The 26,569-nt window shown below is 72.4% G+C and carries 24 protein-coding genes; 5 read left to right on the top strand and 19 right to left on the bottom strand.

Annotated features, from left to right (window positions below):
• Positions 1 to 25 precede the first annotated feature (25 nt).
• Positions 26 to 1,468, bottom strand: coding sequence for an aminotransferase-like domain-containing protein (locus tag ACLF6P_RS06165; RefSeq protein WP_415948696.1), 1,443 nt, complete (start codon positions 1,466 to 1,468; stop codon positions 26 to 28).
• On the opposite strand from ACLF6P_RS06165, the gene ACLF6P_RS06170 reads away from it, so the two are divergent.
• Both ACLF6P_RS06170 and ACLF6P_RS06175 read left to right on the top strand, forming a co-directional pair.
• A complete protein-coding gene (locus ACLF6P_RS06170) occupies positions 1,467 to 2,492 on the top strand; it encodes a DMT family transporter (RefSeq protein ID WP_415948697.1) in 1,026 nt (341 codons plus the stop codon). The two genes, ACLF6P_RS06165 and ACLF6P_RS06170, sit on opposite strands and share 2 nt — an antisense overlap.
• Positions 2,493 to 2,581: 89 nt before the next feature.
• The gene (locus ACLF6P_RS06175) at positions 2,582 to 2,773 is read left to right on the top strand and encodes a DUF1918 domain-containing protein (protein ID WP_415948698.1); all 192 of its coding nucleotides are present in this window, start codon (positions 2,582 to 2,584) and stop codon (positions 2,771 to 2,773) included.
• Positions 2,774 to 2,891: 118 nt separating this feature from the next.
• Here ACLF6P_RS06175 and ACLF6P_RS06180 read toward each other — a convergent pair whose 3' ends face one another.
• Entirely contained in the window at positions 2,892 to 4,103 is a 1,212-nt protein-coding gene (locus ACLF6P_RS06180; RefSeq protein WP_415948700.1) for a glycoside hydrolase family 10-like protein, read from the bottom strand.
• A gap of 242 nt (positions 4,104 to 4,345) precedes the next feature.
• Here ACLF6P_RS06180 and ACLF6P_RS06185 point away from each other — a divergent pair, with 242 nt between their 5' ends.
• The gene (locus ACLF6P_RS06185; protein WP_415948923.1) at positions 4,346 to 5,203 is read left to right on the top strand and encodes a 3-hydroxybutyryl-CoA dehydrogenase; all 858 of its coding nucleotides are present in this window, start codon (positions 4,346 to 4,348) and stop codon (positions 5,201 to 5,203) included.
• A gap of 273 nt (positions 5,204 to 5,476) precedes the next feature.
• Positions 5,477 to 5,752 (top strand): hypothetical protein, encoded by a 276-nt coding sequence (locus ACLF6P_RS06190; protein WP_415948701.1) that lies wholly within the window; start codon positions 5,477 to 5,479, stop codon positions 5,750 to 5,752.
• A 6-nt stretch (positions 5,753 to 5,758) separates the two neighbouring features.
• Here the strand turns inward: ACLF6P_RS06190 and ACLF6P_RS06195 are convergent, their stop codons facing one another.
• The 14 genes from ACLF6P_RS06195 to ACLF6P_RS06260 all read right to left on the bottom strand — a co-directional run bounded on the left by ACLF6P_RS06195 (position 5,759) and on the right by ACLF6P_RS06260 (position 21,446).
• Positions 5,759 to 6,289: an NUDIX hydrolase gene (locus ACLF6P_RS06195; protein ID WP_415948702.1), complete on the bottom strand. Its 531-nt coding sequence runs from the start codon at positions 6,287 to 6,289 to the stop codon at positions 5,759 to 5,761.
• 91 nt (positions 6,290 to 6,380) lie between these two features.
• On the bottom strand, positions 6,381 to 7,721 hold the full coding sequence (locus ACLF6P_RS06200) for a transcriptional regulator (protein WP_415948704.1): 1,341 nt from the start codon (positions 7,719 to 7,721) through the stop codon (positions 6,381 to 6,383).
• A 510-nt stretch (positions 7,722 to 8,231) separates the two neighbouring features.
• Positions 8,232 to 9,371, bottom strand: coding sequence for a PP2C family protein-serine/threonine phosphatase (locus ACLF6P_RS06205; RefSeq protein WP_415948705.1), 1,140 nt, complete (start codon positions 9,369 to 9,371; stop codon positions 8,232 to 8,234).
• 249 nt (positions 9,372 to 9,620) lie between these two features.
• Positions 9,621 to 12,149 (bottom strand): phenylalanine--tRNA ligase subunit beta, encoded by a 2,529-nt coding sequence (gene pheT / locus ACLF6P_RS06210; protein WP_415948707.1) that lies wholly within the window; start codon positions 12,147 to 12,149, stop codon positions 9,621 to 9,623.
• Positions 12,149 to 13,288: a phenylalanine--tRNA ligase subunit alpha gene (gene pheS, locus ACLF6P_RS06215; protein WP_415948708.1), complete on the bottom strand. Its 1,140-nt coding sequence runs from the start codon at positions 13,286 to 13,288 to the stop codon at positions 12,149 to 12,151. The genes pheT and pheS overlap by 1 nt, the downstream gene beginning before the upstream one ends.
• A gap of 216 nt (positions 13,289 to 13,504) precedes the next feature.
• Positions 13,505 to 14,635, bottom strand: coding sequence for a sensor histidine kinase (locus ACLF6P_RS06220; RefSeq protein WP_415948709.1), 1,131 nt, complete (start codon positions 14,633 to 14,635; stop codon positions 13,505 to 13,507).
• Between the two features lie 165 nt (positions 14,636 to 14,800).
• A complete protein-coding gene (locus ACLF6P_RS06225; RefSeq protein ID WP_415948710.1) occupies positions 14,801 to 15,643 on the bottom strand; it encodes a TrmH family RNA methyltransferase in 843 nt (280 codons plus the stop codon).
• 246 nt (positions 15,644 to 15,889) lie between these two features.
• Positions 15,890 to 16,276 (bottom strand): 50S ribosomal protein L20, encoded by a 387-nt coding sequence (gene rplT / locus ACLF6P_RS06230; protein WP_093608609.1) that lies wholly within the window; start codon positions 16,274 to 16,276, stop codon positions 15,890 to 15,892.
• Positions 16,277 to 16,400: 124 nt separating this feature from the next.
• Positions 16,401 to 16,595, bottom strand: a complete 195-nt coding sequence (gene rpmI, locus ACLF6P_RS06235; RefSeq protein WP_007829094.1) for a 50S ribosomal protein L35 — start codon at positions 16,593 to 16,595, stop codon at positions 16,401 to 16,403.
• Between the two features lie 100 nt (positions 16,596 to 16,695).
• A complete protein-coding gene (gene infC / locus ACLF6P_RS06240; protein ID WP_415948711.1) occupies positions 16,696 to 17,370 on the bottom strand; it encodes a translation initiation factor IF-3 in 675 nt (224 codons plus the stop codon).
• A 375-nt stretch (positions 17,371 to 17,745) separates the two neighbouring features.
• The gene (locus ACLF6P_RS06245; protein WP_415948713.1) at positions 17,746 to 18,111 is read right to left on the bottom strand and encodes a DUF1844 domain-containing protein; all 366 of its coding nucleotides are present in this window, start codon (positions 18,109 to 18,111) and stop codon (positions 17,746 to 17,748) included.
• Positions 18,112 to 18,189: 78 nt separating this feature from the next.
• Positions 18,190 to 18,969: an SseB family protein gene (locus ACLF6P_RS06250; RefSeq protein WP_415948714.1), complete on the bottom strand. Its 780-nt coding sequence runs from the start codon at positions 18,967 to 18,969 to the stop codon at positions 18,190 to 18,192.
• 9 nt (positions 18,970 to 18,978) lie between these two features.
• Entirely contained in the window at positions 18,979 to 20,118 is a 1,140-nt protein-coding gene (mycP, locus tag ACLF6P_RS06255) for a type VII secretion-associated serine protease mycosin (protein WP_415948924.1), read from the bottom strand.
• Positions 20,119 to 20,228: 110 nt separating this feature from the next.
• On the bottom strand, positions 20,229 to 21,446 hold the full coding sequence (locus tag ACLF6P_RS06260; RefSeq protein ID WP_415948715.1) for a hypothetical protein: 1,218 nt from the start codon (positions 21,444 to 21,446) through the stop codon (positions 20,229 to 20,231).
• Between the two features lie 358 nt (positions 21,447 to 21,804).
• Between ACLF6P_RS06260 and ACLF6P_RS06265 the strand changes: the two genes are divergently transcribed.
• The gene (locus tag ACLF6P_RS06265) at positions 21,805 to 23,061 is read left to right on the top strand and encodes an amino acid deaminase/aldolase (RefSeq protein WP_415948716.1); all 1,257 of its coding nucleotides are present in this window, start codon (positions 21,805 to 21,807) and stop codon (positions 23,059 to 23,061) included.
• Positions 23,062 to 23,108: 47 nt separating this feature from the next.
• On the opposite strand, the gene ACLF6P_RS06270 is transcribed toward ACLF6P_RS06265, so the two are convergent.
• The 3 genes from ACLF6P_RS06270 to ACLF6P_RS06280 form a co-directional block, all read right to left on the bottom strand.
• Positions 23,109 to 24,176, bottom strand: coding sequence for a DUF2510 domain-containing protein (locus ACLF6P_RS06270; RefSeq protein WP_415948717.1), 1,068 nt, complete (start codon positions 24,174 to 24,176; stop codon positions 23,109 to 23,111).
• 202 nt (positions 24,177 to 24,378) lie between these two features.
• Positions 24,379 to 25,161, bottom strand: a complete 783-nt coding sequence (locus ACLF6P_RS06275; protein WP_415948719.1) for a 3-oxoacyl-ACP reductase — start codon at positions 25,159 to 25,161, stop codon at positions 24,379 to 24,381.
• 5 nt (positions 25,162 to 25,166) lie between these two features.
• Complete coding sequence (locus tag ACLF6P_RS06280; protein WP_415948720.1) at positions 25,167 to 26,546, bottom strand: aldehyde dehydrogenase family protein; 1,380 nt, start codon at positions 26,544 to 26,546, stop codon at positions 25,167 to 25,169.
• Between the last annotated feature and the right edge of the window lie 23 nt (positions 26,547 to 26,569).

Here is a 26,569-nt window from a genome sequence, read left to right on the forward strand (position 1 = left end):
ACCTCCTCACAGGCCGAGCACCTCCTCACAGGCCGAGCACCTCCTCACAGGCCGTACGCAGCCGTCGCACCCCTTCGGTGATCTCCGACTCGCCCGCGAGCCCCGCGAAGCTCAACCGCAGGTGGGCCGCGGGGGGTTCGGCGCAGAAGTAGGGCCGGCCCGCGTTGATCGCGACGCCCGCGCGCAGTGCGGCGGAGGCCAGGGCGGATTCGGCGGCCGCGCCGGTGCCCTCCGGCAGGCGGAGCCACAGGTGGTAGCCGCCCGAGGGCACGAACGGGAGGGCGAGGTCGGGCAGTTCACGCAGGAGTGCCGTGGCCATGCGGTCGCGGCGGGCCCGCAACTGGGCGGCGACCGAACGCAGATGGCGGTTCCAGGCGGGTGCGCCGACGAGTTCGAGGGTCGCCTCCTGCAGGGGGCGCGGCACGAAGAAGTGGTCGACGATCTGGATGGCGCGCAGCCGCTCGAGGACCGGCCCGCGGGCCACGAGCGCGGCGACGCGCAGGGACGGCGAGGTGGCCTTGGTGAGGGAGCAGACATGGACCACGACCCCGTCGGGATCGGAGGCGATCATCGGCGGCGGCAGCGGGCCGCAGTCGTCGTGGGCGAGGCGGCGCACGAAGTCGTCCTCGATGACGAAGGCACCGAACTCCCTGGCGATGCGGACGACTTCGGCCCTCCGGGCCGTGGAGAGCACCGCGCCGGTGGGGTTCTGGAAGAGCGGCTGGCAGATGAACACCTGCGCGCCGGTGGCCCGGAAGGCGGCGGCGAGCAGCTCGGGCCGCACCCCGTCGGTGTCCACCGGCACCGGCACCGGGCGGAGCCCGGCGGCGCGGGCGACGGCGAGGAGCCCGGGATAGGTGGGCGATTCGACGAGCACCGGGGTGCCGGGGGCGGCGAGCGCCCGCATGGCGGTGGTGAGCGCGGTCTGGCCGCCGGAGGTGATCAGGACATCGGAGGCCGTGACGGCCCCGCCGCAGCCGCGTGCGAACCATTCGCGCAGCTCGGGCAGCCCGTCCATGGGCGGCCGCCCCCAGGCGCCCGGCCTGCGCCCGGCGCGGCCGAGCGCGGCGGCGAGGGCCTGCTCGGGCTGGAGCGAGGGGTGCAGATAGCCGCTGTTGAACTCGATGACCCCGGTGGGCGGCTGCGCCAGACAGGCAAGCACCCCGGAGGCGTCGACGGTGCGCGGCTCGGCGGCGGCCTGGGCACTGAGGGCGACCTCCTGCCAGGAGGTGTCACCCGTCGCCTGAGGAGCGGTCCGCGCCTCGGCACGGAAGGCGCCCGCACCCGGGCGCGTCACCACGAGGCCCTCCGCCGCGAGTTGGGCCAGCGCCCTGGAGACGGTCACGGGACTCACCCGGAAGCGCTCGACGAGTGCCCGGCTCGAGGGAAGCTTTCCACCCGGAGAGTAGCGATGAAGCTCCCCGCGCAGGCTGCTCGCCAATTCACCCACACTGCTACGCTCTTGCATGAGAGCAGAGAATAGCGCTACCCGCCCAAGCACGATAGCGGTCGACACCACCGGCACACCGGGTCCCGGCGTTCCGAGCCCGGACGCCCGGAGCGGGGGCAGAGCGAGCCCTGCCGCTCCGGGCACAGGCACACCGAGCCCCGGCACCCCGGGCGCGGGCCGGGACAGCACCCGCACCGGCATCCTCCTGGCCGCGGCCGGCGTCACCGCGTTCTCCCTCACCTTCCCGTCCACCGCGTGGGGCCTCGACGGTTTCGGCCCCTGGTCGCTCGTCGCCGTACGGATGGTGCTCGCCGGGCTGATCGCGGGCGGCTGCCTGCTGGTGCTGCGGATCAGCCCGCCGGACCGCAGGCACTGGCCCTCGCTGGCGATGGTCGCCGCGGGCACGGTGGTCGGCTTCCCGCTGCTCACCACCCTCGCCCTGCAGACCTCCACCACCGCGCACGCCGCGGTCGTCGTCGGTCTCCTTCCGCTCACCACGGCAGCCCTTTCCGCGCTGCGCACGGGGGCGCGGCCCTCGCGCACCTTCTGGACGGCCGCCTGCGTCGGCGCGGTGGCGGTGATCGCGTTCACCGTGCAGCAGAGCGGCGGGGCGCTGAGCATCGCCGATCTCTATCTCTTCGGCGCCCTGCTGATCTGCGCCGCCGGATACACCGAGGGCGGGCGGCTCGCCAAGGTGATGCCCGGCTGGCAGGTCATCGGCTGGGCCCTCGTGGGCTGTCTGCCGCTCGCGGTGCCGCTCGCGGCCGTGGCCCTCGCGTACGAGCCCTGGGTACTGACGGCGAAGGCGGTGACAGGTCTCCTCTGGGTGGCGGCGGGCTCGCAGTTCCTGGGCCTGGTCGTCTGGTACCGCGGCATGGCGGCGATCGGCATCCCCAAGGCGAGCCAGCTGCAGCTCGCCCAGCCGCTGCTCACCCTGGTGTGGTCCGTCTCGCTGCTCGGCGAGCGGATGACACTCGCCGCGCCGCTGACCGCGGTGGCCGTCCTGATCTGCATCGCGGTGACCCAGCGGGCACGCGACTGAGCCCGCACAGGGTGCCCGCCCGACACCCTCCGCCGTAGAATTGCGGCCACGGAGCCCCACCTGCACAACAGCCGAGGAGGTCACCCCTCATGCATGCAACCGTGGGCGACAAGCTGCTGGTGCACGGCAGGATCGTCGGTCAGCACGACCGGGAGGCAGAGGTCATCGAGGTGCTCGGCCCGGACGGCGATCCGCCGTTCCGCGTCCGCTTCGAGGACGGCCACGAGACGCTGGTCTCCCCGGGCCCGGACTCCGTCGTACGCCACCCGCAGTCCGACTGAACCGAACCTGACCGAACCACACCGGACCGGACCCGACCGAACCGCACCGGGCCGGACCGCACCGGGCCGGACCGGACTGATTCCACGGCTGAGCCCCCTCCCCGTGAGGCCCGTGTGCTCAGCCCCGCGGGTAGTGCTCGGCCACCATGCGTGTCACGGCTGCGATCGGATCGGCGGCCATTTCCCGTGCCGCGAAGAAGACATGCCCGCGCACCTGCGGGAAGTCGGCGGCGTACGTCAGGTGCCGGGACAGTTCGGCCGGGTCCTGCCAGGCCGCGGGCTGTGCGGGGTCTGCCACCTTGTAGAGGGCCTCGCCCGCGTACAGGTCCACGTCCGTGCCCTCGACCAGGTCCGCCCACCACGGCACGAGCCGCGCGTAGTCGGCGGCCGGGAAGCCGATGTTCCAGTACAGCTGGGGCACGACGTAGTCGATCCACCCGCGCCGCACCCAGGTGCGTACGTCCGCGTGCAGATGGTCGTACGTCTCCACGCCCGCGGAGGTGTCCGAGCCCCGCGGATCCGTCGCTCTGTTGCGCCAGACGCCGAACGGGCTGATCCCGAACCGCACCCCTGCGCGCACCCCGGGGATCGCGGCGGCCATCTCCCGTACGAGCCGGTCGGTGTTGTCCCGGCGCCAGGCCGCCCGGTCGGCGAAGCCGGTGCCGTGGCGCTCGAAGGCCGCGTCATCGTCGAAGACCTCACCGGCGACCGGGTACGGATAGAAGTAGTCGTCCCAGTGCACGGCGTCGACGGGGTACTTCTCCACTGCGTCGAGCATCGCCTTCTGCACGAAGGCGCGGACCTCGGGCAGCCCGGGGTTGTAGTAGAGCCTCCCGGCGTACGGGACGAGCCACTCGGGATGCCTGCGCGCCGGATGCCCGGCGGTCAGCCGGGACGGGTCGGTGTGGTTCGCGACGCGGTACGGGTTGAACCAGGCGTGCAGTTCGAGGCCGCGCCGGTGCGCCTCCGCGACGGCGGTACCCAGCGGGTCCCAGCCGGGGTCCTTGCCCTGGGCTCCGCCGAGGTACGCGGACCACGGCTCGTGCCCGGAGGGCCACAGGGCATCCGCGGTGGGGCGCACCTGGAGGATCACGGCGGTGAGCCTCCGGTGCACCGCCTCGTCGAGCTGGGCCAGTAGCTCGGCCCGCTGGGCATTGGCGGACAGGCCGCTCGCGGAGGGCCAGTCCCGGTTGCCGACGGTGGCGATCCACATGCCGCGGAACTCGGTGTTGCGCGGCGCCCGGCGGCGCTGCTCGGTGGCGACGGAGTCTCCCGCGGTCGCCGCCAGCAGGGCCGCGGCACCGGCCAGCGTGAAATCTCTGCGCGTCATACGCACCGCTTGCCACTCCTTGCCCCGTTTCACCCTGCCTGCCGGGAAAATCCGAACCGTACCCGTTGTCCCGTGGAACGTGCCACAGCATGCCGCCCCGGCCCCCCGTGCACCAGTGCACGCGGAGTAACGTCGGTGCGTCGGGGCAGGCGCCGGACATCCGGACGGACGCCGGGACGGACATCCGTCACAGACCTGCCGATCCGGAGCACGAAAGGGACGATGTGTCGGAGACCTCGTCAATCGCTGACATCGCACGCGTAGGAGTAGTCGGCTGCGGCCAGATGGGGGCCGGGATCGCAGAGGTCTGTGCCCGCGCCGGCCTGGACGTCATGGTCGCCGAGACCACCGGGGAGGCGCTGGAGATCGGGCGCACCCGGCTGCACAACTCCCTCGCCAAGGCCGCCGAGCGCGGCAAGATCAGCGAGGAGGAGAGGGATGCGACCCTCTCGCGGCTGACCTTCACCACGGATCTCGGCGAGTTCGCCGACCGTGACCTGGTCATCGAGGCCGTGGTGGAGAACGAGGCGGTGAAGACGGAGATCTTCCAGGTCCTCGACCAGGTCGTGACCCGCCCGGACGCGATCCTCGCCTCCAACACCTCGTCCATCCCGCTGGTGAAGCTGGCCGTGGCGACCTCGCGGCCCGACCAGGTGATCGGGATCCACTTCTTCAACCCGGCCCCGGTGCAGCAGCTCGTGGAGCTGATCCCCGCACTGACCACCTCCGAGGGCACGATCGCCCGGGCGCAGGTCGCGGTCGAAAAGGTGCTCGGCAAGCACTCCATCCGGGCGCAGGACCGCTCCGGCTTCGTGGTCAACGCGCTGCTCATCCCGTATCTGCTCTCCGCGATCCGGATGTTCGAATCCGGGATCGCCAGCCGCGAGGACATCGACAACGGCATGGAGATGGGCTGCGCCCACCCCATGGGCCCGCTGCGCCTGGCCGATCTGATCGGTCTGGACACGGTCCACTCGGTGGCCGATTCGATGTACGCGGAATACAAGGAACCGCTGTACGCCGCTCCCCCGCTCCTGCAGCGGATGGTCGACGCGGGCCGCCTCGGCCGGAAGACGGGCTCGGGCTTCTACGCGTACTGATCGGCTGCCGGACCGGCGGATGACTGGCCGGGGAGCGATTCGGCCACGCTCCGTATCGTTCCGGCCAGAATCACCCGCCGAGGCCGGGGTATGACGGGGTCTGCGGGCGCCGGGTCCGAAGGGTTCGCACCCGTGTGTTCCGTGGGCCCGCATATGCCTGGCGCACACACTCCCGCACCCCCTCACCTGGACGGTTGACTGTCCGTGCGCAGGACAGGGATGGCTGCGCACGGACAAGTTCCAGCCACGTACAGCCGAGGAGGGAGCGGACCTGTGACCCCCGACCCCGAGCATCCCGTGATCCACGGCATCCACGGCATCCACGACGACCACGCAGAGTTGCGCCGGAACCTCGATGTAGGGCTCGCCCGCATCGAGGGGCATCTGGCGCTGCTGACCCAGCGCGACGAACAGAGCAGCAAGGAACTCGACGATCTCGCCACCCGGATCGCCGCACTCGAACACAACCGCTGGCCGCTGACGGCCGTCACGACCGTGGCCGCGGTCGGCGCCACAGCCGTGGCCGTATGGCAGGCGCTCGGCCGGTAGTACGGGTCAGCCGAGCCGCAAGTGATGCAGCATCAGCAGTGCGGCCGCCATGTTGGCGGCCGGCACCTCCCCCCGCGCCACCATGTCGGGGACGAGTTTGAGCGGTATCCACTCACGGCGGGACGACTCGAAATCGTCCACCGGATGGCCGGTATACGTCCCTTCGTCCGACCAGAAGATGTGGTGCCGGGCGTCGGTGAGGCCGTTGGAGGGCTCCACGCTGAGCAGATGCTGGAGGGGACCGGGCCGCCACCCGGTCTCCTCCTCCAGCTCACGCGCGGCCGCGAGCGCGATGTCCTCGCCGTCCTCGACCACACCGGCAGCGAGCTCCCAGCCCCAGCTGCCGGTGATGAAACGGTGCCGCCACAGCAGCAGGACCTCGTTGGCCTCGTTGATGACCGTGGCGACGGCCACCGGACGCATACGGATCAGGAAGTGGTCGAGATGCCGCCCGTCGGGCAGCTCGACATCGGCCAGATTCACCTGGAACCAGCGGTTCTTGTACACAGTGCTTTCGCATAGGTTCGTCCACTGCACGGTTCTGCCACCTTCCGCCGAGATAGATGGCAATATCGCACGCACCCGCCAGACCCTGTCCGAAAGCCGGACCCCATGCGGGCGGTCGCGCTCACAGCGGTACGCGCAGCGCCCCGTCGATGAGTGCGGCAGCTTCCTCGGTGCCGGAACATCCACTGCGCACCAGGTGCTCGCGCACGGCTCGCAGCCGGTCGCGTAACCGCTGTGACTCCATTCCCCTCGCCTGCTCGGCCATCTCGACGGCCGTGGCCACCGCCGCCTCCGCCTCCCCGCGCCGCAGTTCGATCTGGCTGAGCACCGCGAGCCGGTGCACCCGCCCCCGGTCATGGGTCGGGGTGTCCACGGCGGCGGCCGAGTGCATCCGGGCCCCCGCCAGATCGCCGAGGCTGAGCAGTGCCTCCGCCACCTGGACGTTGACCAGGCCCGGCTGTACGTAGCCGGTCTCGGCGGGTTCGTGGCCCGGGTGGATCCGCTCGGCCGCGGACTCCGCCCGCCGGATGCAGAACAGCGCGCTGCTGCCGTCCCCGAGGTGGGCGTAGGCCTTGGCCTGCATCGCGTAGAGGTCGGCGGCGAGCGCGGGGGTGATCTGCCGTCCCGCGGCCCGCAGCGCGGCTTCCGCGAAGGCGACGGCCTGCCGGTATTCGCGGATGAACAGCGACTGGTTGACGAGCAGCGCGATCACATAGGCTCCGAGGCCCCGGTCCCCGCTCGCCTTCGCGAGCCGCAGCGCCTGGTGGAAGTAGCGCTGTGCCAGGCCGTGGGCGTCGGAGTCGTAGGCGCAGATCCCGGCGATGGCCACCAGGCCGCCGGTGGCCCGGTGCAGTTGGCGTCCCAGCGCATCGGTGTAGCTGCCGCGCAACAGCGGGGCGGCCTCGGAGTTGAGGAAGCCGACGATGCGCGCGCGGGTCGCGACGCCTCCCGTCTTGCGGTACATCTGCTCGTAGTGCGTGCGTGCCGAACTGAGCATCTCCATATCGGACCTGCTCACCGGATGCCGTCCACCGCGGGAGACGTCCACGTCCTCCGGCGGGTTCTCCCACTCCCAGACCGGCATCACGGCGGGTGTCCCGGTGACGGCGGCCGCGCCGAGGACATGCGGGCGCTGCTGCATGTCGGATCGCCACAGGGCGGTGGCCCGTTCCACGAAGCCGGACAGGGAGGTGGCGGCCGCGGAGGCCTGGTGTCCGGGAACGCCCAGGCCGATGTCGTCGAGTGTCACGGGGCGCTGCAGCCGGGCGGCGAGCACCTCGCAGATCAGGTCGGGCACCTGGCCGCGCGGGCGCTGGCCCTTCAGCCAGCGGGCTACGGCGGTGTGTTCGTAGCGCAGCGCGAGTCCGCGGGCCTTGCCGGCCTGGTTGACATGGGCGGCAAGACCGGCGTGCGAGACTCCGGCCTCGTCGAGGATCGCGTCGAGCAGGGTGTTGGGCTGCATCGGGCCCTCCGGGTGGCTCGGTGCGGCCCAGGCTAGTGGAGCGGCTTTCACACGGGGTGCGAATCAAGTGCCCGCGGCGACGGGCCGTGCACCCTGCCGTACCGGTGCCGTACTCGCTTGGATATATGCGTCCGGACCCCCTGGACCGGACGCACTTCTGGTTTCACCAGAGGCGGCCGGGCCGCCGGCTCCCCCTCGTATGTACGGCGGCCCATCCGCGTCGCCCGCCTCGCCGACCTGCCGAACTCTCCGCGGCGAGGCGGGCGGCGCAGGCCGGACCGGTGGACGGCTCCCCTTCGAGCGGGAGGAGTGCGCGGACGTGTGCTTCGGTCGGCCTCACCGGAGCACACGGCCGGACGGTACGCGGGTGGCAGCCCGTGGACCCGGTGGCCGCGGGTGGCAGCCCGTGGCCCCGGTGGCCGCGGGCGGCGGCCCGCGGACCCGTGACCGTGGGCCGCGGACCCGTGACCGTGGGCCGCGGACTCGTGGCCGTGGGCCGCGGCCCGTCGGTCAGGTGACCGCCCGTGTCCCGCGCCCCACCGGTTCGCCCGGCCGGCGTGGCACCCTGCTGCGCTCGTTGCGTACGGCGAGCAGGGCCATGTCGTCCGTGAACCGGCCGCCGGTGTGGCGCAGCAGCGCCTCGCGCACGCCTTCGATGACCTCACCCGGGGCACCCCGGTGCCCGGCGAGCACGGCCTCCAACGGGAAGAAGCGTCCCTTGGGATCCCGTGCGTCCTCGACGCCGTCGGTGTACAGGACCAGCGTCTCGCCGCCGAGCAGCCGCCCGCAGTGCTGTACGGGCAGTTCCTCCGGGAGCGGGAAGGGCCCGAGCGGCGGCAGCGGTTCGCCGGTGGCGATGCGTTCGGCGGGCGGGCCCTCGGGGTGGGCCGGGCCCCGGGCGGCGGACGGAAGGCTCGCGGCGCCGCCCAGCCGGAAGGGCCAGGGATGGCCGCAGTTGAGGGCGTGGACCGTGCCGTCGGGACGGATCTCCAGGAGCAGGACGGTGACGAATTCCTCGGCGGTCGGGCGTTCGGGTTCGCCGGCGCAGGCGGCGGGGTGCTCGGACCGGGCGCGTTCGCTCAGATGACGCTGCATCGTCCGCTCAAGGCGTCGCAGTACGGAGGTGAGTTCGGCCTCGTCGTGCGCGGCCTCCCGGAAGGAGCCGAGCAGGGCGGCGACGGTACCGATGGCGGCGAGCCCGTGCCCGCGTACGTCGCCCATGACGATCCGTACGCCGTGATCGGTGGCGATCGCCTCGTACAGATCGCCACCGATGCTGGCGGAGCGGTGAGCGCAGAGTTGTCCGGCGGCGAGGGCCAGCCCGTCGAGGCGGGGTGGCGGCGGGCGCAGCAGCACCCGCTGGGCGGCGCCGGCGACCTCGCGCAGCTGGGCGAGTTCCCGGACCAGGGCCCGGCGCGCACCGATGACCAGTCCGGTGCCGACGGTGAAGAAGACGGCGCTGGTGGCGATCCGCGCCGCGAGCCCGTTCTGCTGGGCGAACGGGCAGGCAAGTTTGTAGAGGATGGCGGCGCCGCCCCACAGGGTGGGCAGGGCGAGGGCGGTCATCCGGCGGATCCGGCTCGGCTGCGATGCGGCGGCGCGTTGTCCCGGGCGCGCGCGGAACGGCGCCCGGGCGGTGATGCGGATCATCGCCGACGGCCTCCCTGAGAAGCTGCGCAAACCGGGTCACCGGACGTGACGGCATCGGCGTACGGGCCGGATCGATTCTGTCCGTGGGGCGGCCCGGCCGGGCCAGGGACTCCCCGCTTCTCACCCGAACGAGCGAGGGGCGCACTTGATGTTCCAAGTGCGCCCCTCACCAGGGGTTCTACGCTGCCGCCGAGCGCCGTTCACGCGCCCGGCCCACGGCCTTCACGCGCCGTGCCGGGCGCACGGACCTCACGCGCCCCGCAGCACCGCCCCGACCTGCTCCGCGGCCGCGGCCACCGCCGCATCGCGGGCGGCCGAGGCCTCGTCGACGGTCAGGGTGCGGTCGCCGGCGCGGAAGCGCAGCGCGTATGCGAGCGACTTCTTGCCCTCGCCGACCTGGTCGCCGGTGTAGACGTCGAACAGGCGGATGTCCTCGAGGAGTGCACCGGCGCCCGAGCGGAGCACCCGCTCGACCTCGGCAGCCGGCACCTCGCGGTCGACGGTGAGCGCGACATCCTGCGTGGCCACCGGGAAGGTGGAGATACGCGGCGCCTGGAGCATGCCGTCCACGGCCCGCTCCACGCCGTCGAGGTTCAGCTCCATGGCGCAGGTGCGGGCAGGCAGGCCGAAGGCCTTGACCACCCGCGGGTGCAGCTCACCGGCGTGGCCGACCACGGTCTTGTCCCCGTCGGCCAGGACGGAGAGCCGGGCGCAGCGGCCCGGGTGCCACGGACCGTACTGGCCCTGCTCGACGAGCAGTTCCACGCCCGCCTCGGCGGCGATGCTCCGCGCGGCCTCGATGGCGTCCGCCCAGGTCGCCGGGCGGCCCTTGCCCCACCAGCCGGCCTGCTCGCGGGAGCCCGCGAGGACGACCGCCGCGTGCCGCGGTTGTACGGGCAGCTGGGCGTCGAGCCCGGCCAGCTCCTCGTCGGTGGGCCGGCGGTCGACCGGGAGCCGGTCCACCGTGCCGACGCCGTCGCCCGCCCGGAAGACGAGCCCGGTCTCGAAGAGCGCCAGGTCGTGGCTGCCGCGCCCGTCGTTGCGCCGCAGCGCGTGGAGCAGGCCGGGGAGCAGCGTCGTCCGGAGCGCGGGCTCTTCGTCGGACAGCGGGTTGACCAGCTTGACGACGCGGCGGGCCGGGTCGTCCTGCTCCAGCTGCAGCTGGTCGAAGACCTGCTCGCCGATGAAGGGGTAGCTGAGCGCCTCGACGTACCCGGCGCCGGCGAGCGCCCGGCCGACGCGGCGGTGCAGCCGCTGGCGGTCAGTCAGGCCGCGGCCCGCAGGGGGCTTGGGCAGGGTCGAGGGCAGGTTCTCGTAGCCCTCGAGCCGGATGACCTCTTCGGCCAGGTCGTTCGGGTCGGTCAGGTCGGGCCGCCAGGACGGCACGGTGACGACGAGCTCGTCCTGCCCGTACACGTCGCAGCCGACCTCCTGGAGGCGCCGTACGACGGTCTCGCGGCCGTAGTCGACACCCGCCACCTTGTCCGGGTGGTTGGCCGGGATGGTGATGGTGTGCGGGGCGAACGGCGCGATGGCCTCGGTGACGCCGGGGTCGGCGGTGCCGCCCGCGAGCAGCACGAGCAGGTCGACGGTCCGCTGGGCCGCGGCGGAGGCGGCCTTCGGGTCGACGCCGCGCTCGAAGCGCTTGGAGGCCTCGGAGGAGAGCTTGTGCCGGCGCGCGGTGCGCGCGATCGACAGCGCGTCGAAGTGCGCGGCCTCGACGACCACGTCCCGGGTGCCCTCGGCGAGGCCCGTCTCGGGGTCGAGCTCGGCATCGGCGATCTCGGTGTTGGCGCCGCCCATGACGCCCGCGAGACCGATCGGCCCGCGGTTGTCGGTGATCACCAGATCCTCGGCGTCCAGGACGCGCTCGACACCGTCGAGGGTGGTGAGCTTCTCGCCGGCCTCGGCGCGGCGCACCCCGATCGGACCCTCGATGAGGCTCCGGTCGTAGGTGTGCAGGGGCTGGCCGAGCTCCAGCATCACGTAGTTGGCGACGTCGACCGCGAGCGAGACCGGGCGCATCCCGGCCTTCTGCAGCCTGCGCTGCAGCCAGATCGGGGAACGGGCCTCGGGCTGCAGGCCGACCACCGTTCGCGCGGTGAAGCGGTCGCAGCCGCGCGGGTCGGCGATCTGCACGGGGTGGCCGGAGGAGTTCGGCCCGGGCACGTCGAGCAGTGCCGGATCGCGCAGCGGGAGACCGTACGCGGTGGCGGCCTCGCGGGCCACGCCGCGCATGGACAGGCAGTAGCCGCGGTCGGGCGTGACGGCGATGTCCAGGACCTCGTCGTACAGCTCGAGCAGCTTGGTGGCGTCCGTGCCGACCTCGTGTTCGCGCGGCAGGACGATGATGCCCTTGGTGCCGTCGTCGCCCATGTCCAGCTCGTCGCTGGAGCAGATCATGCCGCGCGACATCTTGCCGTACGTCTTGCGCTCGGCGATCCGGAAGTCGCCGGGCAGCACGGCGCCGGGCAGGGCCACGACGACCTTGTCGCCCTCGGCGAAGTTGCGCGCGCCGCAGACGATCTCCTGCGGCTCGCCGGTGCCGTTGGCCGTGCCGACGTCGACCGTGCAGAAGCGGATGGGCTTCTTGAACTCGGTCAGCTCCTCGATGGTGAGGACCTTGCCGACCACGAGCGGGCCGGTGAGGCCCGCGCCGAGCTGCTCGACGGTCTCGACCTCGAGGCCGACACCGATCAGCTTCTCCTGTACGTCCCGGCCGGTGGCGTCGCCCGGCAGGTCGACGTACTCCCGCAGCCAGGAAAGCGGGACCCGCATCAGATCTCCATCCCGAACGGCCGGGTGAACCGGACGTCACCCTCGACCATGTCTCGCATGTCTTCGACGTTGTGGCGGAACATCAGCATCCGCTCGATGCCGAACCCGAAGGCGAATCCGCTGTACTTCTCGGGGTCCACACCGCAGGCGACGAGCACCCGCGGGTTGACCATGCCGCAGCCGCCGAGCTCGATCCAGCCCTCGCTGGAGCAGGTGCGGCAGGGCTTGGCGGCATTGCCCACCGACGCGCCGCGACACACATAGCAGAGCATGTCCATCTCGGCGGACGGCTCGGTGAACGGGAAGTAGTTGGGGCGCAGCCGCGTCTTCATGTCGGAGCCGAAGAGCGCCTGGACCATGTGGTCGAGGGTGCCCTTGAGGTCCGACATGGTCAGGCCCTCGTCGATGGCGAGCAGCTCGATCTGGTGGAAGACCGGGGTGTGCGTGGCGTCCAGCTCGTCGGTGCGGTACACGCGGCCGGGGCAGACGATGTACACCGGCAGATCGCGGCCGAGCAGCGCGCGGGCCTGTACCGGCGAGGTGTGGGTGCGAAGGACGATGCCGGACTCGTCGTCGACGGTCGGCTTGCCGTCCGCGCGGGTACCCTCGACGAAGAAGGTGTCCTGCGTCTGGCGCGCCGGGTGGTCGGGCACGAAGTTGAGCGCGTCGAAGTTGAACCACTCGGCTTCGGCCTCGGGGCCCTCGGCGATCTCGTATCCCATGGACACGAAGACGTCGGCGACGCGCTCCATCATGGTGGTCAGCGGGTGCCGGGCGCCGGACGGTACCCGGTCGTAGGGCAGCGTGACGTCCACGGCCTCCTCGACGAGTACGCGGGCGTCGCGCTCGGCCTCCAGCTCGGCCTGCCGGGCGGCGAGCGCCTTGCTGACCGCGCCGCGCGCCTGGCCGATGCGCTTGCCGGCCTCCGCCTTGGCGTGCGGGGGCAGCGCACCGATCTCGCGGTTGGCGAGCGCGAGGGGCGAGGTGCCGCCGGTATGGGCGACCTTGGCCTCCTGGAGCGCGTCGAGGTCGCCCGCGGCCGCGAAGGCGGCGAGCGCCTCGTCCCGCATGCGCTCGATCTCTTCCGGTTTCAGGGCTTCGACCTCAACAGGGTCGTACGACTTATTCGGTGCCGACATCTCTTCCCGTGCTTCCGATTGGCTGGCTGGTCTCTCCCGGGACCGCGGACCGCGACCACGCAGACACAAATGCGCCAAGGGTCGAGTCTAACGGGGTGCCAGGGTGGCGGATGACGCCCGTGGTGGGGGCGTCCAGGTGACGCCCGTGGGCGGATGGTGCAGGTGACGCCCGTGGGCGGACGGTGCGGGTGACGCCCGTGGGAAGGGCCTTGCTGCCTAGAGCAGATACGCCGGGGTGCCCACGGGCAACGTAAATCGGAACTCGGCGCCACCGGAGGGTCCACGGCCGACGGTGATCGTGCCGCCGTGCGCCTCGACGATGCCCTTGACGATGTAGAGGCCCAGGCCGGTGCCGCCGCGCTTGCTTCCCCGCCAGAAGCGGGTGAAGACACGGCCCATCGACTCCTCGGGGATGCCGGGGCCTTCGTCGCTCACGGTGACTGCCGTTCCTTCCAGGGGGCCACTCTGGGGTGCCACGTCGATCGTGACAGTCCCTTCCCCGTGGCGCACGGCATTTTCCAGGAGGTTGCCGAGCACCTGGTCGATCTTGTCGGGATCCGCCCACAGTGCGGGCAGCGGCTGCTGCAGGCGTACGAGGAACCGGTCCGGCACCTGCCCGGCGGCGATGTGCGACTGGATGTGGCGGCCCACGGCCGCGGGCAGATCGACGGGCTGGCGCCGCAGTTCCAGGCGCCCGGAGTCGATCCGCGAGATGTCGAGCAGCTCGGCGATCAGCCGGGTGACCCGGTTGGCATCGGCGTCGACCGTCTCCAGCATGAGTTTCTTCTGGTCGTCGGTGAACCGCTCCCATTTGGCGAGCAGCGTCGCTGTGAAACCCTTCACCGAGGTCAGCGGCGAGCGCAGTTCATGGGCGACGGTGGCTATGAGCTCGGCGTGGTTGCGTTCGGTGCGCCGCCGGGCCTCGGTGTCCCGGATGCTGACGACGAGCCGGTGCAGCGGTCCGGTGGGCCACGCCCGTACGTAACGGGCGGAGACGAGCACTTCGCGGCCGCCGGGAAGCAGCAGATTGCGCTCGGGCTGGCCGGTCCGGATCGCGAGACCGCCGTAGGGATCGGTGAGCTGCCACCAGCGCCGGCCTTCGAGGTCCTCCAGCGGCAGGGCGTCCTCGATGGACTGTCCGAGGGTGTCGTCGGCGCATATCGCGGTGATCCTTGCGGCCGCCGCGTTGAAGCAGACGACCCGCCCTTTCTCGTCGGCGACGACCAGACCGTCGGGCAGGTCGTCGGGGTGCAGCCCGAGCTCGGCGAGCGGTGCGCCGGTACGGGGCCCGGCGGGCTGCGGCACGGCGCGGTGCGCTCCGGCCTGTCCCCTGATACCGACAGTCATATCCCCGTATCCCGCCTCTCGACTGGCCCCAGGGGGTTGCCCCCTGTCCCAGCACAGCCGGGTCCTCGGGGGAGGGCCCCCTAGGGCCTGCACACTACTAGCTGAGGGTGACGGTGGGGGTGCCCCGTGTACCGGTGAAGCGGAGAACTTCGGGAAGGATCCGGCTCAGCCCCTGCGCGCACGGTCGCGCTGGGCGCGCGCCGAGGCGTACAGGCAGACCGCGGCGGCCGTGGCGAGGTTGAGGCTCTCCGCCTTGCCGTGGATGGGCACGCGGACCACCGCGTCGGCGAGCGCACGGGTCTCCTCGGGCAGGCCCCAGGCCTCGTTGCCGAAGACCCAGGCGGTGGGCCCGCCCATGGTGCCCTTGTCCAGCTCGTCGTCGAGATCGTCCTCGCCGGCCCCGTCCGCGGCGAGGATCCGCACCCCGGCGTCCTGTAGCCCGCGCACGGCCTCCTCGACCGGCACCCCGACGGCGACGGGCAGATGGAAGTGCGAGCCGACCGAGGCCCGTACGGCCTTCGGGTTGTAGAGGTCCACCGACGCGTCCGTCAGCACGACGGCATCCGCACCGGCTGCGTCGGCGCACCGCAGCACGGTCCCGGCGTTCCCGGGATCACGCACATGCGCCAGTACGGCGACGAGCTTGGGCCGCGCGGCGAGAATCTCCACGAACGGCGTGTCCAGGAACCGGCAGACCCCGACGAGCCCCTGGGGTGTGACGGTGGTCGAGATATCCGCGATCACGGCCTCGTCGGCCAGATGCACCCGGGCACCGGCCTTCCGCGCCACCGTGATGATCTCCGCGTACCGCTCGGCGGCCTCGGCGGTCGCGAACAGCTCGACGAGCGTCGCCTCCCCCTTGACGCCGTGCCCGGCCGCTTCCCGCACGGCCTGCGGCCCCTCGGCCAGAAACAGCCGCTCCTTCGTCCGGAAGTTCCGCTTCCCGAGCCGCCGCGCGGCGGCGACACGGGAGGACTTGGGCGAGATCAGCTCAGGAGCGGAAACCATGAAATCAACCTTAGGCACTCAGGTCAGGGGCGCGGGAACTGCGCGAAGTGGGGCGCGCGAAGCGGGCCGAGCAGGGGCGGGGGACTGTATACATGTGCGGCTCCGCCGGGTGGGCGCGCCCGGCCACGACGGAGCCGCAGTCGGCAGACAACGGACCAGGGGCAGAAACGTGCCCCGAAAACGCAATCGGACCCGCGGACCGAAACGGTCCGCGGGTCCGATCAGGGGCGCTCAGAAGCGCAACACTCAGGCCGCGGCCTTGGGCGCGTTGACATCGGCCGGAAGGGCCTTCTGCGCGACCTCGACCAGCGCGGCGAACGCGTTCGCGTCGTTGACCGCGAGCTCCGCCAGGATCTTGCGGTCGACCTCGATGTTCGCGGCCTTCAGACCCTGGATGAAGCGGTTGTAGGTGATCCCGTTCGCGCGGGCAGCGGCGTTGATGCGCTGGATCCACAGCTGACGGAAGTCGCCCTTGCGCTTCTTGCGGTCGTTGTAGTTGTAGACCAGCGAGTGGGTGACCTGCTCCTTGGCCTTGCGGTACAGGCGCGAACGCTGACCGCGGTAGCCAGAGGCCTGCTCGAGGATCGCCCGACGCTTCTTGTGCGCGTTTACCGCGCGCTTGACGCGTGCCACTTGTTAACTCCTTGTAGCGGGGCCGTGGTTGTCTTCACACGGCCCGAGTTCGAATAGGTCCCGGTCCAGGCGCCCGGCCCCCGCCGGCGGCAGGGCCGCCGATGTCACAGCGGGGGCCGTGACGTCACTTGCCGAGAAGCTTCTTGATCTTCTTGGCGTCGCCCGGGGCCATCTCGGCGTTGCCGGTGAGGCGACGCGTCAGGCGCGACGACTTGTGCTCGAGCAGGTGGCGCTTGCCGGCGCGCTCACGGAGCACCTTGCCGGAGCCGGTGACCTTGAAGCGCTTGCTGGCACCGCTGTGCGACTTGTTCTTCGGCATAGCGCCGTTCTCTCCTCGTCAGTGGCGCTCCCCCCGGCATGAAACCGGCAGGCGGGAGCGTCAGTTGTATCGGTTGGCGATCCGGGGTGTGCGCCCCGGATCAGGCCTCGGCAGGCTCCTCGGCGTCCGCTGCGGCACGGTCACGACGGCTCTCGCTCGTCGGCGCCTCCGCCTTGCGGGCGGCCTGTGCTTCGCGGGCCTCGGCCATGGCCTCGGTCTTCTTCTTGTGCGGACCGAGAACCATGATCATGTTTCGGCCGTCCTGCTTCGGATTCGACTCGATGAAGCCGAGGTCCTGGACGTCCTCCGCGAGACGCTGCAGCAGTCGGTAGCCGAGCTCCGGCCGGGACTGCTCGCGACCACGGAACATGATCGTGATCTTGACCTTGTCGCCCTGCTTGAGGAACCGGACGACGTGACCCTTTTTCGTGTCGTAGTCGTGCGGGTCGATCTTCGGCCGGAGCTTCATCTCCTTGATGACCGTGTGCGCCTGGTTCTTGCGCGCCTCACGGGCCTTCATGGCCGACTCGTACTTGAACTTGCCGTAGTCCATGAGCTTGCAGACGGGCGGACGGGCGTTCGCCGCCACCTCGACCAGGTCGAGGTCGTACTCCTGAGCGAGCTCAAGGGCCTTGGCAAGCGGAACAATCCCGACCTGCTCGCCGCTGGGACCGACAAGTCGCACTTCGGGAACGCGAATCCGGTCGTTGATGCGGGGCTCGGCGCTGATGGATCCTCCTCGGTAGCACCACGCGACGGTCTGGCGGACCGCCACGTAACGTCTGTGTTGTGAGACCTAACCGCGCCGGTACATGAAAAATGCCCCGGACGATCACAGGCGGGGCTCCAAACCGGAGCACCACCGCGATGTACACGGGGCGCAGGGCGACGGGAACACGCGAGGTGTCCGTCGGACCGGTGACCCGCCACCCTTACGGGCAGCCAGGTGGGAGATCGGAGCCTCCACTTGTGGGCCGGGCTCCTTGCTTGCAGCAGGGGTGTCCGGCCGGTCGTTACACAAGGTTAGCAGAGGTTCGGGGGTGCTGCTAACGGCCTGGGCCCTCGGGCCGGGCCCGGGGGCCGGGCCCGAGGGCCGGGCCCTCGGCCTGGGCTCTCGACCTGGGCCGTGGGCGGCCGGGGCCGGGGCGGTTCAGCCGAAGACCGGGCCGGTGTACTTCTCGCCGGGGCCCTGGCCCGGCTCGTCCGCGACGAGGGAGGCCTCGCGGAAGGCGAGCTGCAGCGACTTCAGGCCGTCGCGGAGCGGGGCCGCGTGGAAGGAGCTGATCTCCGTGGCGCTGGCGTCCAGAAGGCCGGCCAGGGCGTGGATCAGCTTGCGGGCCTCGTCGAGGTCCTTGTGCTCGGCGCCGTCCTCGGTCAGGCCCGCCTTCACTGCGGCGGCGCTCATCAGGTTCACCGCCACCGTGACGATGACTTCGACGGCCGGGACCTCTGCGATGTCTCGGGCCATGGTGTCGAAGTCGGGGGAGGTCTGTCCGGCGGGGGTTGCGTCAGTCATGCCTCTCAGCCTACGGGCCGGGGTTGGGTGGTCGTGCCCGGGCCCACAACCGGGTAGGGGCCAGAGGTCTCCGGCGGATCAATCCCGTCGGACATCCCCTGGCGGCCCCTGGCGCAGGTACAGCGGCTCTCCCGCGGGCGGTGCCGCCTCGGGCGGCAGCAGTGCCAGGTCGAGACCTCGGATCAGGCGGGCGCGGAGAGTTTCGTCGTGTGCGAGTGCGCGCGCGATGCGCTGGGCCACCTGCGCGGGGGCGGCGGTGGGGTCGAGGACCAGGGCCAGGGTGCCGTCGGACTGCGCGGCCGCGCCGAGGTGCGCCCGTAGGACTGCGGGCTCCGCGGCGACGACGGCGCGTACCGCCCCGGTGACGGCTGGGTCCGTCAGCGGATCCGTGCTGGTACGGCCCTCAGCGAGCGCGTACAGGGCACGGCGCGGCAGCTCGTACGGGACGGGCCCGGCCAGGTCGAGGACGATCGTGTCGGCCTTCTCGTGCGCGGCCGCGCTCAGCGCCTGCCGCATGGGTACGGCGACCGGCCGGGCCTCCGGGTCCCACAGGGCGAGGGCATGGGTGGAGGTGAACGCGGGGAGCGCGGTGCGGTTGCCGGCCTTGAGCGTGGGCACGGCCATGTCGCTGTTCTTCTCGCGCTTGAGCCCGTTCGCGGCGGCGGTTGCGGGCTCGACCTCGCCGAGGACGGCGACGACGGGCACCAGCAGCCGGGCGTCCATGAGCGCGCCGAGCACACGGCTCTCGCTCTCGGGCGTACGGTCCTTCGCCCAGGCACCGAGCGCGGCGCTCAGTTCGGGGGCGGCGGAGCCGTCGTCGTTCGCGTACCCGGAGTCCGGGATGTTCTTCTTCGCCACGCACCGACCCTACCGGGGCGTACCGCGGCGCCACAGAAGGGTGGCCGCGAGCAGGAAGGCCGCACCTGTGGCGGCCGCGCCGAGGCCGAGCCAGCCGGCGGTGTCCGGGCCGGAGTCCGCCTCGGCGGGGCCGGGACCGAAGTACTTCCGCGGGTGGGCCCGGGCCTTCTCGGGCTTGACCGACCCGCCGGCCTCGATCGCCGCGACGGGGTCGATCAGACCGTGGCCGAAGGAGTCGTCGCGGCCGCCGGCCGGGGCGTCCCGGGCGGTCTCCTCGATGAGTTGTTTGATCTGGGCGGGGGTGAGGTCCGGGTGTGCGGCGCGGATCAGGGCGACGGCACCGGAGGCGAACGCGGCGGCGGCCGAGGTGCCCCAGCCCTTGTAGTACTCGCGGTCGGGGCCCGCCATGACGATGTCGTCGCCGGGCGCGCTGACCGTGGCGTACCAGCGGCGGGTGGAGAACGAGGCGCGGGCTCCGTAGCGGTCGACGGCCGTGACGGCGATGACGCCGGGATAGGCCGCCGGGTACGAGATGCGGTCGCCCTTCTCGCCGCCGTTGCCCGCGGAGGCGACGACGACCACGCCCTTGCCGAGCGCGTACTGGACGGCGGCGTCCTCGCCCGCGTCGGGGTGGGCGGATTCGCTGTCGTCGCCGAGCGAGAGGTTGATCACGTCGGCGCCGTGGTCGGCGGCCCAGCGGATGCCGTCCGCGAGCGCCGTACCACGTGTGTCGCGCGCCGCCTTACGGGACTTGTCGTCCTCTTCGAGGATCACCCGGACCGGAAGGATCTCGGCCTCGGGGGCGATCCCGAGGACTCCGTCCGTACGGCCCGGTCCGTGCCCGTGGCCGGCGATGATGCCGGCCATGTTGGTGCCGTGCCGGGCCCAGGCCTCCTCGCCGCGCCGCGCGCCGAAGCCGATCATGTCCTTGCCGGTGAGGACGTTGTCCTTGAGGTCGGGATGGGTGGCGTCCACGCCGGTGTCGAGGACCGCGACGGTGACGCCCCGGCCCTTGGTGGTGGCCCAGGCCTCCTGGGCGTCGAGCGCGTCGAGGGCCCACTGCTGGGCGCGGATGGTGTCGGCGTGTGCGGCCGTGACCGGCAGGAGGACGAGTGCGCAGGCGAGGAGCAGGGCGCCGATGGCGCGCAGCTTCGCGGCACCGGCTCGCGGATGACCTGCGGCGGCTCGCGGCTTCCCTGTGCTTTCTCGTTTCCCGGCGGCGCTGGTGCGCGGCTTCGTCACGGTGCGGGTCGGCGGTATCACGAGGCATCTCTCATGGCCTTGACGGCCCGCTGGCGCAGCGCGTACCCGATGCGGTCGGAGAGGCCCTGCGCCGCGTGGCCGAGTCCGGCCTGGGCGGGGGTGCTGGTGGCGCCCTCGGTCATCGCCTCGGCGGCGGGCTCGGGGGCGTCGATCGCGCGGCCGTCCGCGAAGCCGGAGACCGCGAAGACGACGACGGGTGCGTCGTCGCGTACGGACAGGGTCCAACTGGCCCGCTGGTCGGGCCCGAAGTCGGCGGCGGCCGTGCCCTTGACCGGGTAGGTGCGGGGCATCAGGTCGGCGCGCGTCGCCAGCTTCTCCTTCCGGAAGCGGGTCCGCAGGGAGTTCATCGCCTCCATGTCGGCCTGGGTGAACACCATGCCGACCGTGGTGACGTGGGTGTGCGTGGCGTCCGTGTACGTGGCGCGGATGAGTCGTTCGCAGCCGAACTCGCCGAGGATCTCGGTCAACCGGGGGCTCAGGCCCTTCGCGCAGTCGCTGTCGGGGGCGACGCCGAGCCGGGTCCAGCGCCGGTCTGCGCCGCCGGGTCCGGTGCCGACGCCGACGACGGTGGTCGGGAAGAGGGTGTCGACGGGTTGGCTGTGCCAGGCCTCCGCGGCGGCCGCGAACACGCCCGCCTCACCGGAGGCGGCGCCGGACTCCCCGGTCAGCCAGGTCCCGGTCACCGCGCCGGCGATGAGCCCGAGGCCGAGCACCAGGCAGGCGGCCGCGGCGACGACCCGGCCACGGCTGCGGCGGACCGGCGGCCACAGCCGCGCGGTGGGGGCGGTGGGCACGGCGAAGGGGCCGGCGGGGTCGAAATGCGGCGGCAGCACGGCGGGAGGCGGCAAGGGCGCCTCGGCCCGGGGAGGTGATGAGGGTGCCTCGGTCCGCGGCGGTCCGTCCGTCACCGGGCGCAGGCGGGTGGTGGTCTCGGCGGGGGTTTCGGGGCCGGGTCCGGTCCGGGGGCCGGGTGCCTGCGGCGCGCGGCCCTCCGGGCTCGCTGCCGGGCCGCCCGGCACGGACTCCCCATGCGGCGGGGCGGGCGGCTGCACGGCCGGGGCGCGCTCGGGGGCGTACGGCGCGGGGATGCCGGGGACCGCCGTACGGCCGCCCGACGCGCCCGATGCGCCCGGTGCGGCCTGGGGTGCGGGGATGCCGTTGGCCGGCGGCTCGCTGTCCCTCGGAGGGTTCGGGTGCGGCTCCGCCGCTCCCATGGGGGCACGGTCCGGGAGGCGGGTCGAGGGCAGTGGCGGGGGTGGGGACGAGGGACGCGGGGGGATGTCGGCGCGCTTCGCTTCGGTACTCATCCACCCCCCGTTCGCCGAACTCTCCGGCCCCCGGACCGCACCGCCCCGTGTGGGCCGTGGCCACCGCAGCCGGTTCGCCTGCACACCCCGATGTCACCGATCACCCTGCATTGGTGTCGATCACCTGCGGAGACAGGCCCGTTGCACCTTCCTCGCCTCACTCTACGGTCTCGCGCGGGGCCCGTGGGAACCAGTCCGCAGGTCAGGGGGATCTGTCTGCTTCGTCCCCCTACCGCGGGGTAATCGTGTCTGGCAGGCTTCGGCCATGACAGCCCACCCGTCATCCGACATCCGCCGCGCGGCGAGGCGCTCCGTGCAGTACCGCCCCGACGCGGCGGACCGCACCCGCTACGACCGGGCCACCGCGGAGCTGGACGCCCCCGTCGCGATCGTCGATCTGGAGGCCTTCGACGCCAATGCCGACGACCTCGCAAGGAGGGCCGGCGGCAAGCCGGTCCGTGTGGCGAGCAAGTCCGTACGCTGCCGTGCGCTGCTGGAACGGGTCCTGGCCAGGGATGGTTTCGCCGGGATCATGTCGTTCACCCTGGCGGAGTCGCTGTGGCTCGCCCGGTCCGGTTTCGGGGACGTGCTGCTCGCGTACCCGTCCGCGGACCGCGCCGGTTTCGCCGAGCTGACCGCCGATCCCAAGCTGGCCGCGGCCGTGACCGTGATGGTCGACGATCCCGCGCAGCTGCGGCTGATCGACGCGGCGCGCGATGGCGGCCGCGAGGAGATCCGCGTCTGTCTGGAGCTGGACACCGCGCTCAAGCTCCTGGGCGGCCGGGTGCGCATCGGGGCACGCCGCTCGCCGCTGCACTCCCCCGACCAACTCGCCGAACTGGCCAGGACGGTGGCGCGTACGCCCGGGTTCCGGCTGGTCGGGATCATGGCGTACGAGGGCCATATCGCCGGGGTCGGGGACGCGCTGCAGGGGCGGCCGGTGCGCTCGCGGGCGATCCGCGCGATGCAGAGCGCGGCGCGGCGCGAGCTGGCCGTGCGGCGGGCCGAGGCCGTGCGGGCGGTCCGGGCCGTGGCGCCGGAGCTGGAGTTCGTCAACGGCGGGGGCACGGGGAGCGTGCAGCACACGGCGGCGGAGGACGCGGTCACGGAGATCGCGGCCGGCTCGGGTCTGTACGTGCCTCGGCTGTTCGACAACTACACGTCGTTCCGCGCCCGCCCGGCGGCGCTGTTCGCGCAGCCCGTGGTGCGCAGGCCCGGGGTCGGGATCGTCACGGTGCTCGGGGGCGGCTATCCCGCGTCCGGGGTGGCGGGCAAGGACCGCTCGCCCGTCCCGTATCTGCCGGAGGGCCTGCGCTACGACCCGCAGGAGGGCGCGGGCGAGGTGCAGACCCCGCTGCTCGGCGCGGCCGCGGACGATCTGCGGATCGGGGACAAGGTGTGGTTCCGCCACGCCAAGGCCGGGGAGCTGTGCGAGCGTTTCGACTCGCTGCGCTTGATCGAGGGCGACCGGATCACGGCGACGGTGCCGACGTACCGCGGGGAGGGCCACACCTTCCTGTGACGGGGCGGGGCACGAGAGCTTGACGAGCGGGCCGCGGACGGCGCGGGCTACGGCTCGATCGTCGAGCCCACGCCCCCGTTCGTCGAACCCTTGTCGCCGATGCGGCGGATACCGCCGGTGATGTCGTCCATCAGGGACAGCGACGGGCCGTCGGAGGCGTCGAAGGCGAAACGGACGACGATCAGGGTCTCGCTCTCGGCCCTCGGGAAGACGACGGACTGCACGTACCCGCCGCTGCCCGCCTCGGTCCTGACGCGCCAGCGGACCAGATACCCCGTGGAGCCCGCGACCACGACCCGCTCCGACTTGAGCTCGGAGTGCGAGGTGACGCCGTTGTACGGGCGGCGGTCGATCGCATCGCGGTCGTAGGCGCGCTCCGCGGCCTCGGAGATGTCGGTCTTGGCGGCCACTTCGGGGTCGCTGCCCGCACCCGCCCGCACGGTGTGCGTGGAAACCCTGCCGCGGTGGCAGAAGCCACCGTCACCGGGGCAGGTGTAGGTGCCCTCGGTGGTGATCATGGGGTCCTTCTCGACCGTGCGCTCCGGCCGCTCCCAGCCCTCGGGAATCGGCAGGGTGATGCCGTTGAGCTGGTCCACGAGGAGCTTGCCGTCGTCCCCGGCGGGCTCGGTCGCGCCCGCGCTCTCGGTCCCGGCGGGCTCGGGTCCGCCGCCCGGCGAGTCGACCTCGGCGGTCGGACTGGTGCGGGCCGTGGCGCCGGGGTCGGGCTCGTCGTCGCCGCCGAGGACCACGACTCCGGTCACGATGGATGCGACGAGTACGACACCGGCCACCGCGAGCGCCACGATCTTGGCGCGCCCGCCCGGGCCGCCTCCTGAGCCGCCGCCCGGACCGCCGCCTGAGCCGCCCGGCACGCCGGGTCCCGCCGGGCCGAGAGGTCCGGCAGATCCGGCAGGTCCAACTACGGCAGGCGGACCGAACTGCCCAGCAGCCTGCTGCCCCGTCTGCTGCGCGGGGTCCGCTGGTGCCAGGCCGTGGCCCGCCCGGGGCTGGGCGACGCGGGAGTGCGGGGTCCACGCGGTGCCGTCCCACCAGCGTTCGTGGGACGGCGCCTCGGGGTCCTGATACCAGCCGGCAGGCGTCGGGGGCATGCTCATCCGGCCACCCTAGGCGGTGGTGTCATGCCTGGTACACCGGGTTCCCGGCCTTCCCTGCGGAGGGCGCGCGTCCGCCATTCGCGGGCGCCGAGCGTCCTGAGTACGGACGCCGCGCGTCCTGAGTAGGGACGCGCTTCCTGAGTACGGACGCCGCGCGTCCTGAGTGGGGACGCCGCGCGCCCTCCGTACGGAAGCGGACATCTCACACGGGTGTCACATATGCGCCCGCGATCCCGCCGTCCACGAGGAAGTCCGTGGCGTTCACGAACGAGGAGTCGTCACTCGCGAGGAAGGCCACAGCGGCGGCGATCTCCTCGGCCTCGGCGAACCTGCCGAGCGGGATGTGCACGAGGCGCCGCGCCGCCCGCTCGGGGTCCTTGGCGAACAGCTCCTGCAGGAGCGGGGTGTTGACGGGGCCGGGGCAGAGCGCGTTGACCCGGATGCCCTCGCGGGCGAACTGCACGCCCAGCTCCCGGGACATGGCGAGGACGCCGCCCTTGGAGGCCGTGTACGAGATCTGTGAGGTGGCGGCGCCCATGCGGGCCACGAAGGAGGCCGTGTTGATGATGGAGCCCCGGCCCTGGCGTCGCATGTACGGGATGGCCGCCTTGCAGCACAGGTACACGGAGGTGAGGTTGACCTCCTGGACGCGCTTCCAGGCCTCGAGCCCGGTGTCGAGGATGGAGTCGTCGTCGGGCGGGGAGATCCCGGCGTTGTTGAAGGCGATGTCGACCGAGCCGTAGGTGTCGTAGGCGGCCTCGAAGAGCGCCTCGACCTGCTCGGCATCGGTGACGTCGACGCGTACGAAGGCGCCGCCGGCCTCCTCGGCGGCCGCCTTGCCCGCCGTCTCGTCGATGTCGCCGCACACGACGTGCGCGCCTTCGGAGGCGAGGCGGCGGGCGGTGGCGAGGCCGATGCCGCTGCCTGCTCCGGTGATGACGGCGGTGCGGCCGACGAGGCGGCGGCAGATGGTCTGGTCGGTCATGCGGATCAGGCCTCCGTGCTCAGGAAGACGTTCTTGGTTTCGGTGAAGGCGGTGAGGGCATCGGGGCCGAGTTCGCGGCCGAGTCCCGACTGCCCGTAGCCGCCGAACGGGGTCCAGTGGCGCACCGCGGAGTGCGAGTTGACGGACAGGTTGCCCGCCCTGACCGCGCCGGAGACCCGCAGGGCGCGGCCCACGTCGCGGGTCCACAGGGAGCCGGCGAGGCCGTACGGGGTGGCGTTGGCCAGGCGTACGGCCTCGGCCTCGTCCTCGAAGGGCAGGACGACGGCGACCGGGCCGAAGACCTCCTCGACGCAGACCGGGTCCGCGGGGTCCACATCCGTGAGGACGGTCGGCGGGAACCAGAAGCCGGGCCCGTCCGGCGCTGTGCCGCGGATGGCGGTCCCGGCGGCGAGGGTCGCCCCGTCGGGGACGTAGCCGCGTACGCGGTCCACCTGGGCGCGGGAGATCAGCGGTCCCATCTGGGTCTTCCGGTCCGAGGGATCGCCGACGCGCACGCCTTCGACGGCCGGTGCGAGCAGGTCGAGGAACCGCTCGTAGACCGGACGCTGGACGAGGATGCGGGTGCGGGCGCAGCAGTCCTGGCCGGAGTTGTCGAGGAAGGACATGGGGGCCGCGTGCGCCGCCGCCTCGATGTCGGCGTCGGCGAAGACGAGGTTGGGGCTCTTGCCGCCGAGTTCCAGGGTGAGGCGTTTCACCTGCTCGGCGCACTTGGCCATGATCTGCTTGCCGACGCGCGTGGAGCCGGTGAACACGATCTTGGCGACGCCGGGGTGTTCCACCAGTGCGTTCCCGGCCACGTCCCCCGCGCCCGGGAGGACTTGGAAGAGGTGCTCGGGCAGGCCCGCCTCCAGGGCGATCTCGGCCAGTCGGAGCGCCGTGAGCGGGGTCGTCTCGGCGGGCTTGAGGAGGACCGCGTTTCCGGCGGCGAGCGCGGGGGCGGTGCCCCAGGCGGCGATCGGCATCGGGAAGTTCCAGGGGGCGATGACGCCGATGACGCCGAGGGGTTCCTGGAAGGTGATGTCGACGCCGCCCGGCACCGGGATCTGTCGGCCGGTCAGCCGCTCCACTCCCCCGGCCGCGTAGGCGAAGAGGTCACGGGCGTTGCCCGCCTCCCAGCGGGCGTTGCCCACAAGGTGGCCTGCCTCGCGGACTTCGAGGAGAGCGAGTTCCTCCAGGTGCCGGTCGATGCCGTCGGCCACGCGGCGCAGGATGCGCGCCCGGTCGGCGGGGGCGAGCGCGGCCCAGGCCTCCTGGGCGCGGGCCGCGCGCGTGACGGCCGCCTCGACCTCGGCGGGGGTGGTGGCGGGGACGGTCGCGATGAGTTCCTCGGTCGCGGGGTTGAGTACGCGGTGCTCGTGGGGCAAGTCGGTCCTCGCAGGGTGTACGA

Source organism: Streptomyces lothianensis (assembly GCF_047779955.1).
Classification (GTDB): domain Bacteria; phylum Actinomycetota; class Actinomycetes; order Streptomycetales; family Streptomycetaceae; genus Streptomyces.

What these genes read in the sequence shown, in the direction of transcription:
- pheT (WP_415948707.1), bottom strand. Translation starts at nt 12,149, where the DNA reads ATGCGGGTCCCGCTTTCCTGGCTGCGGGAGTACGTCGACCTGCCGGGC.
- ACLF6P_RS06220 (WP_415948709.1), bottom strand. Translation starts at nt 14,635, where the DNA reads ATGACTGTCGGTATCAGGGGACAGGCCGGAGCGCACCGCGCCGTGCCG.
- pheS (WP_415948708.1), bottom strand. Translation starts at nt 13,288, where the DNA reads ATGTCGGCACCGAATAAGTCGTACGACCCTGTTGAGGTCGAAGCCCTG.
- ACLF6P_RS06270 (WP_415948717.1), bottom strand. Translation starts at nt 24,176, where the DNA reads ATGAGCATGCCCCCGACGCCTGCCGGCTGGTATCAGGACCCCGAGGCG.
- rpmI (WP_007829094.1), bottom strand. Translation starts at nt 16,595, where the DNA reads ATGCCGAAGAACAAGTCGCACAGCGGTGCCAGCAAGCGCTTCAAGGTC.
- ACLF6P_RS06165 (WP_415948696.1), bottom strand. Translation starts at nt 1,468, where the DNA reads ATGCAAGAGCGTAGCAGTGTGGGTGAATTGGCGAGCAGCCTGCGCGGG.
- ACLF6P_RS06175 (WP_415948698.1), top strand. Translation starts at nt 2,582, where the DNA reads ATGCATGCAACCGTGGGCGACAAGCTGCTGGTGCACGGCAGGATCGTC.
- ACLF6P_RS06245 (WP_415948713.1), bottom strand. Translation starts at nt 18,111, where the DNA reads ATGACTGACGCAACCCCCGCCGGACAGACCTCCCCCGACTTCGACACC.
- ACLF6P_RS06205 (WP_415948705.1), bottom strand. Translation starts at nt 9,371, where the DNA reads ATGATCCGCATCACCGCCCGGGCGCCGTTCCGCGCGCGCCCGGGACAA.
- ACLF6P_RS06260 (WP_415948715.1), bottom strand. Translation starts at nt 21,446, where the DNA reads ATGGGAGCGGCGGAGCCGCACCCGAACCCTCCGAGGGACAGCGAGCCG.
- ACLF6P_RS06170 (WP_415948697.1), top strand. Translation starts at nt 1,467, where the DNA reads ATGAGAGCAGAGAATAGCGCTACCCGCCCAAGCACGATAGCGGTCGAC.
- ACLF6P_RS06180 (WP_415948700.1), bottom strand. Translation starts at nt 4,103, where the DNA reads ATGACGCGCAGAGATTTCACGCTGGCCGGTGCCGCGGCCCTGCTGGCG.
- ACLF6P_RS06265 (WP_415948716.1), top strand. Translation starts at nt 21,805, where the DNA reads ATGACAGCCCACCCGTCATCCGACATCCGCCGCGCGGCGAGGCGCTCC.
- ACLF6P_RS06275 (WP_415948719.1), bottom strand. Translation starts at nt 25,161, where the DNA reads ATGACCGACCAGACCATCTGCCGCCGCCTCGTCGGCCGCACCGCCGTC.
- ACLF6P_RS06200 (WP_415948704.1), bottom strand. Translation starts at nt 7,721, where the DNA reads ATGCAGCCCAACACCCTGCTCGACGCGATCCTCGACGAGGCCGGAGTC.
- ACLF6P_RS06225 (WP_415948710.1), bottom strand. Translation starts at nt 15,643, where the DNA reads ATGGTTTCCGCTCCTGAGCTGATCTCGCCCAAGTCCTCCCGTGTCGCC.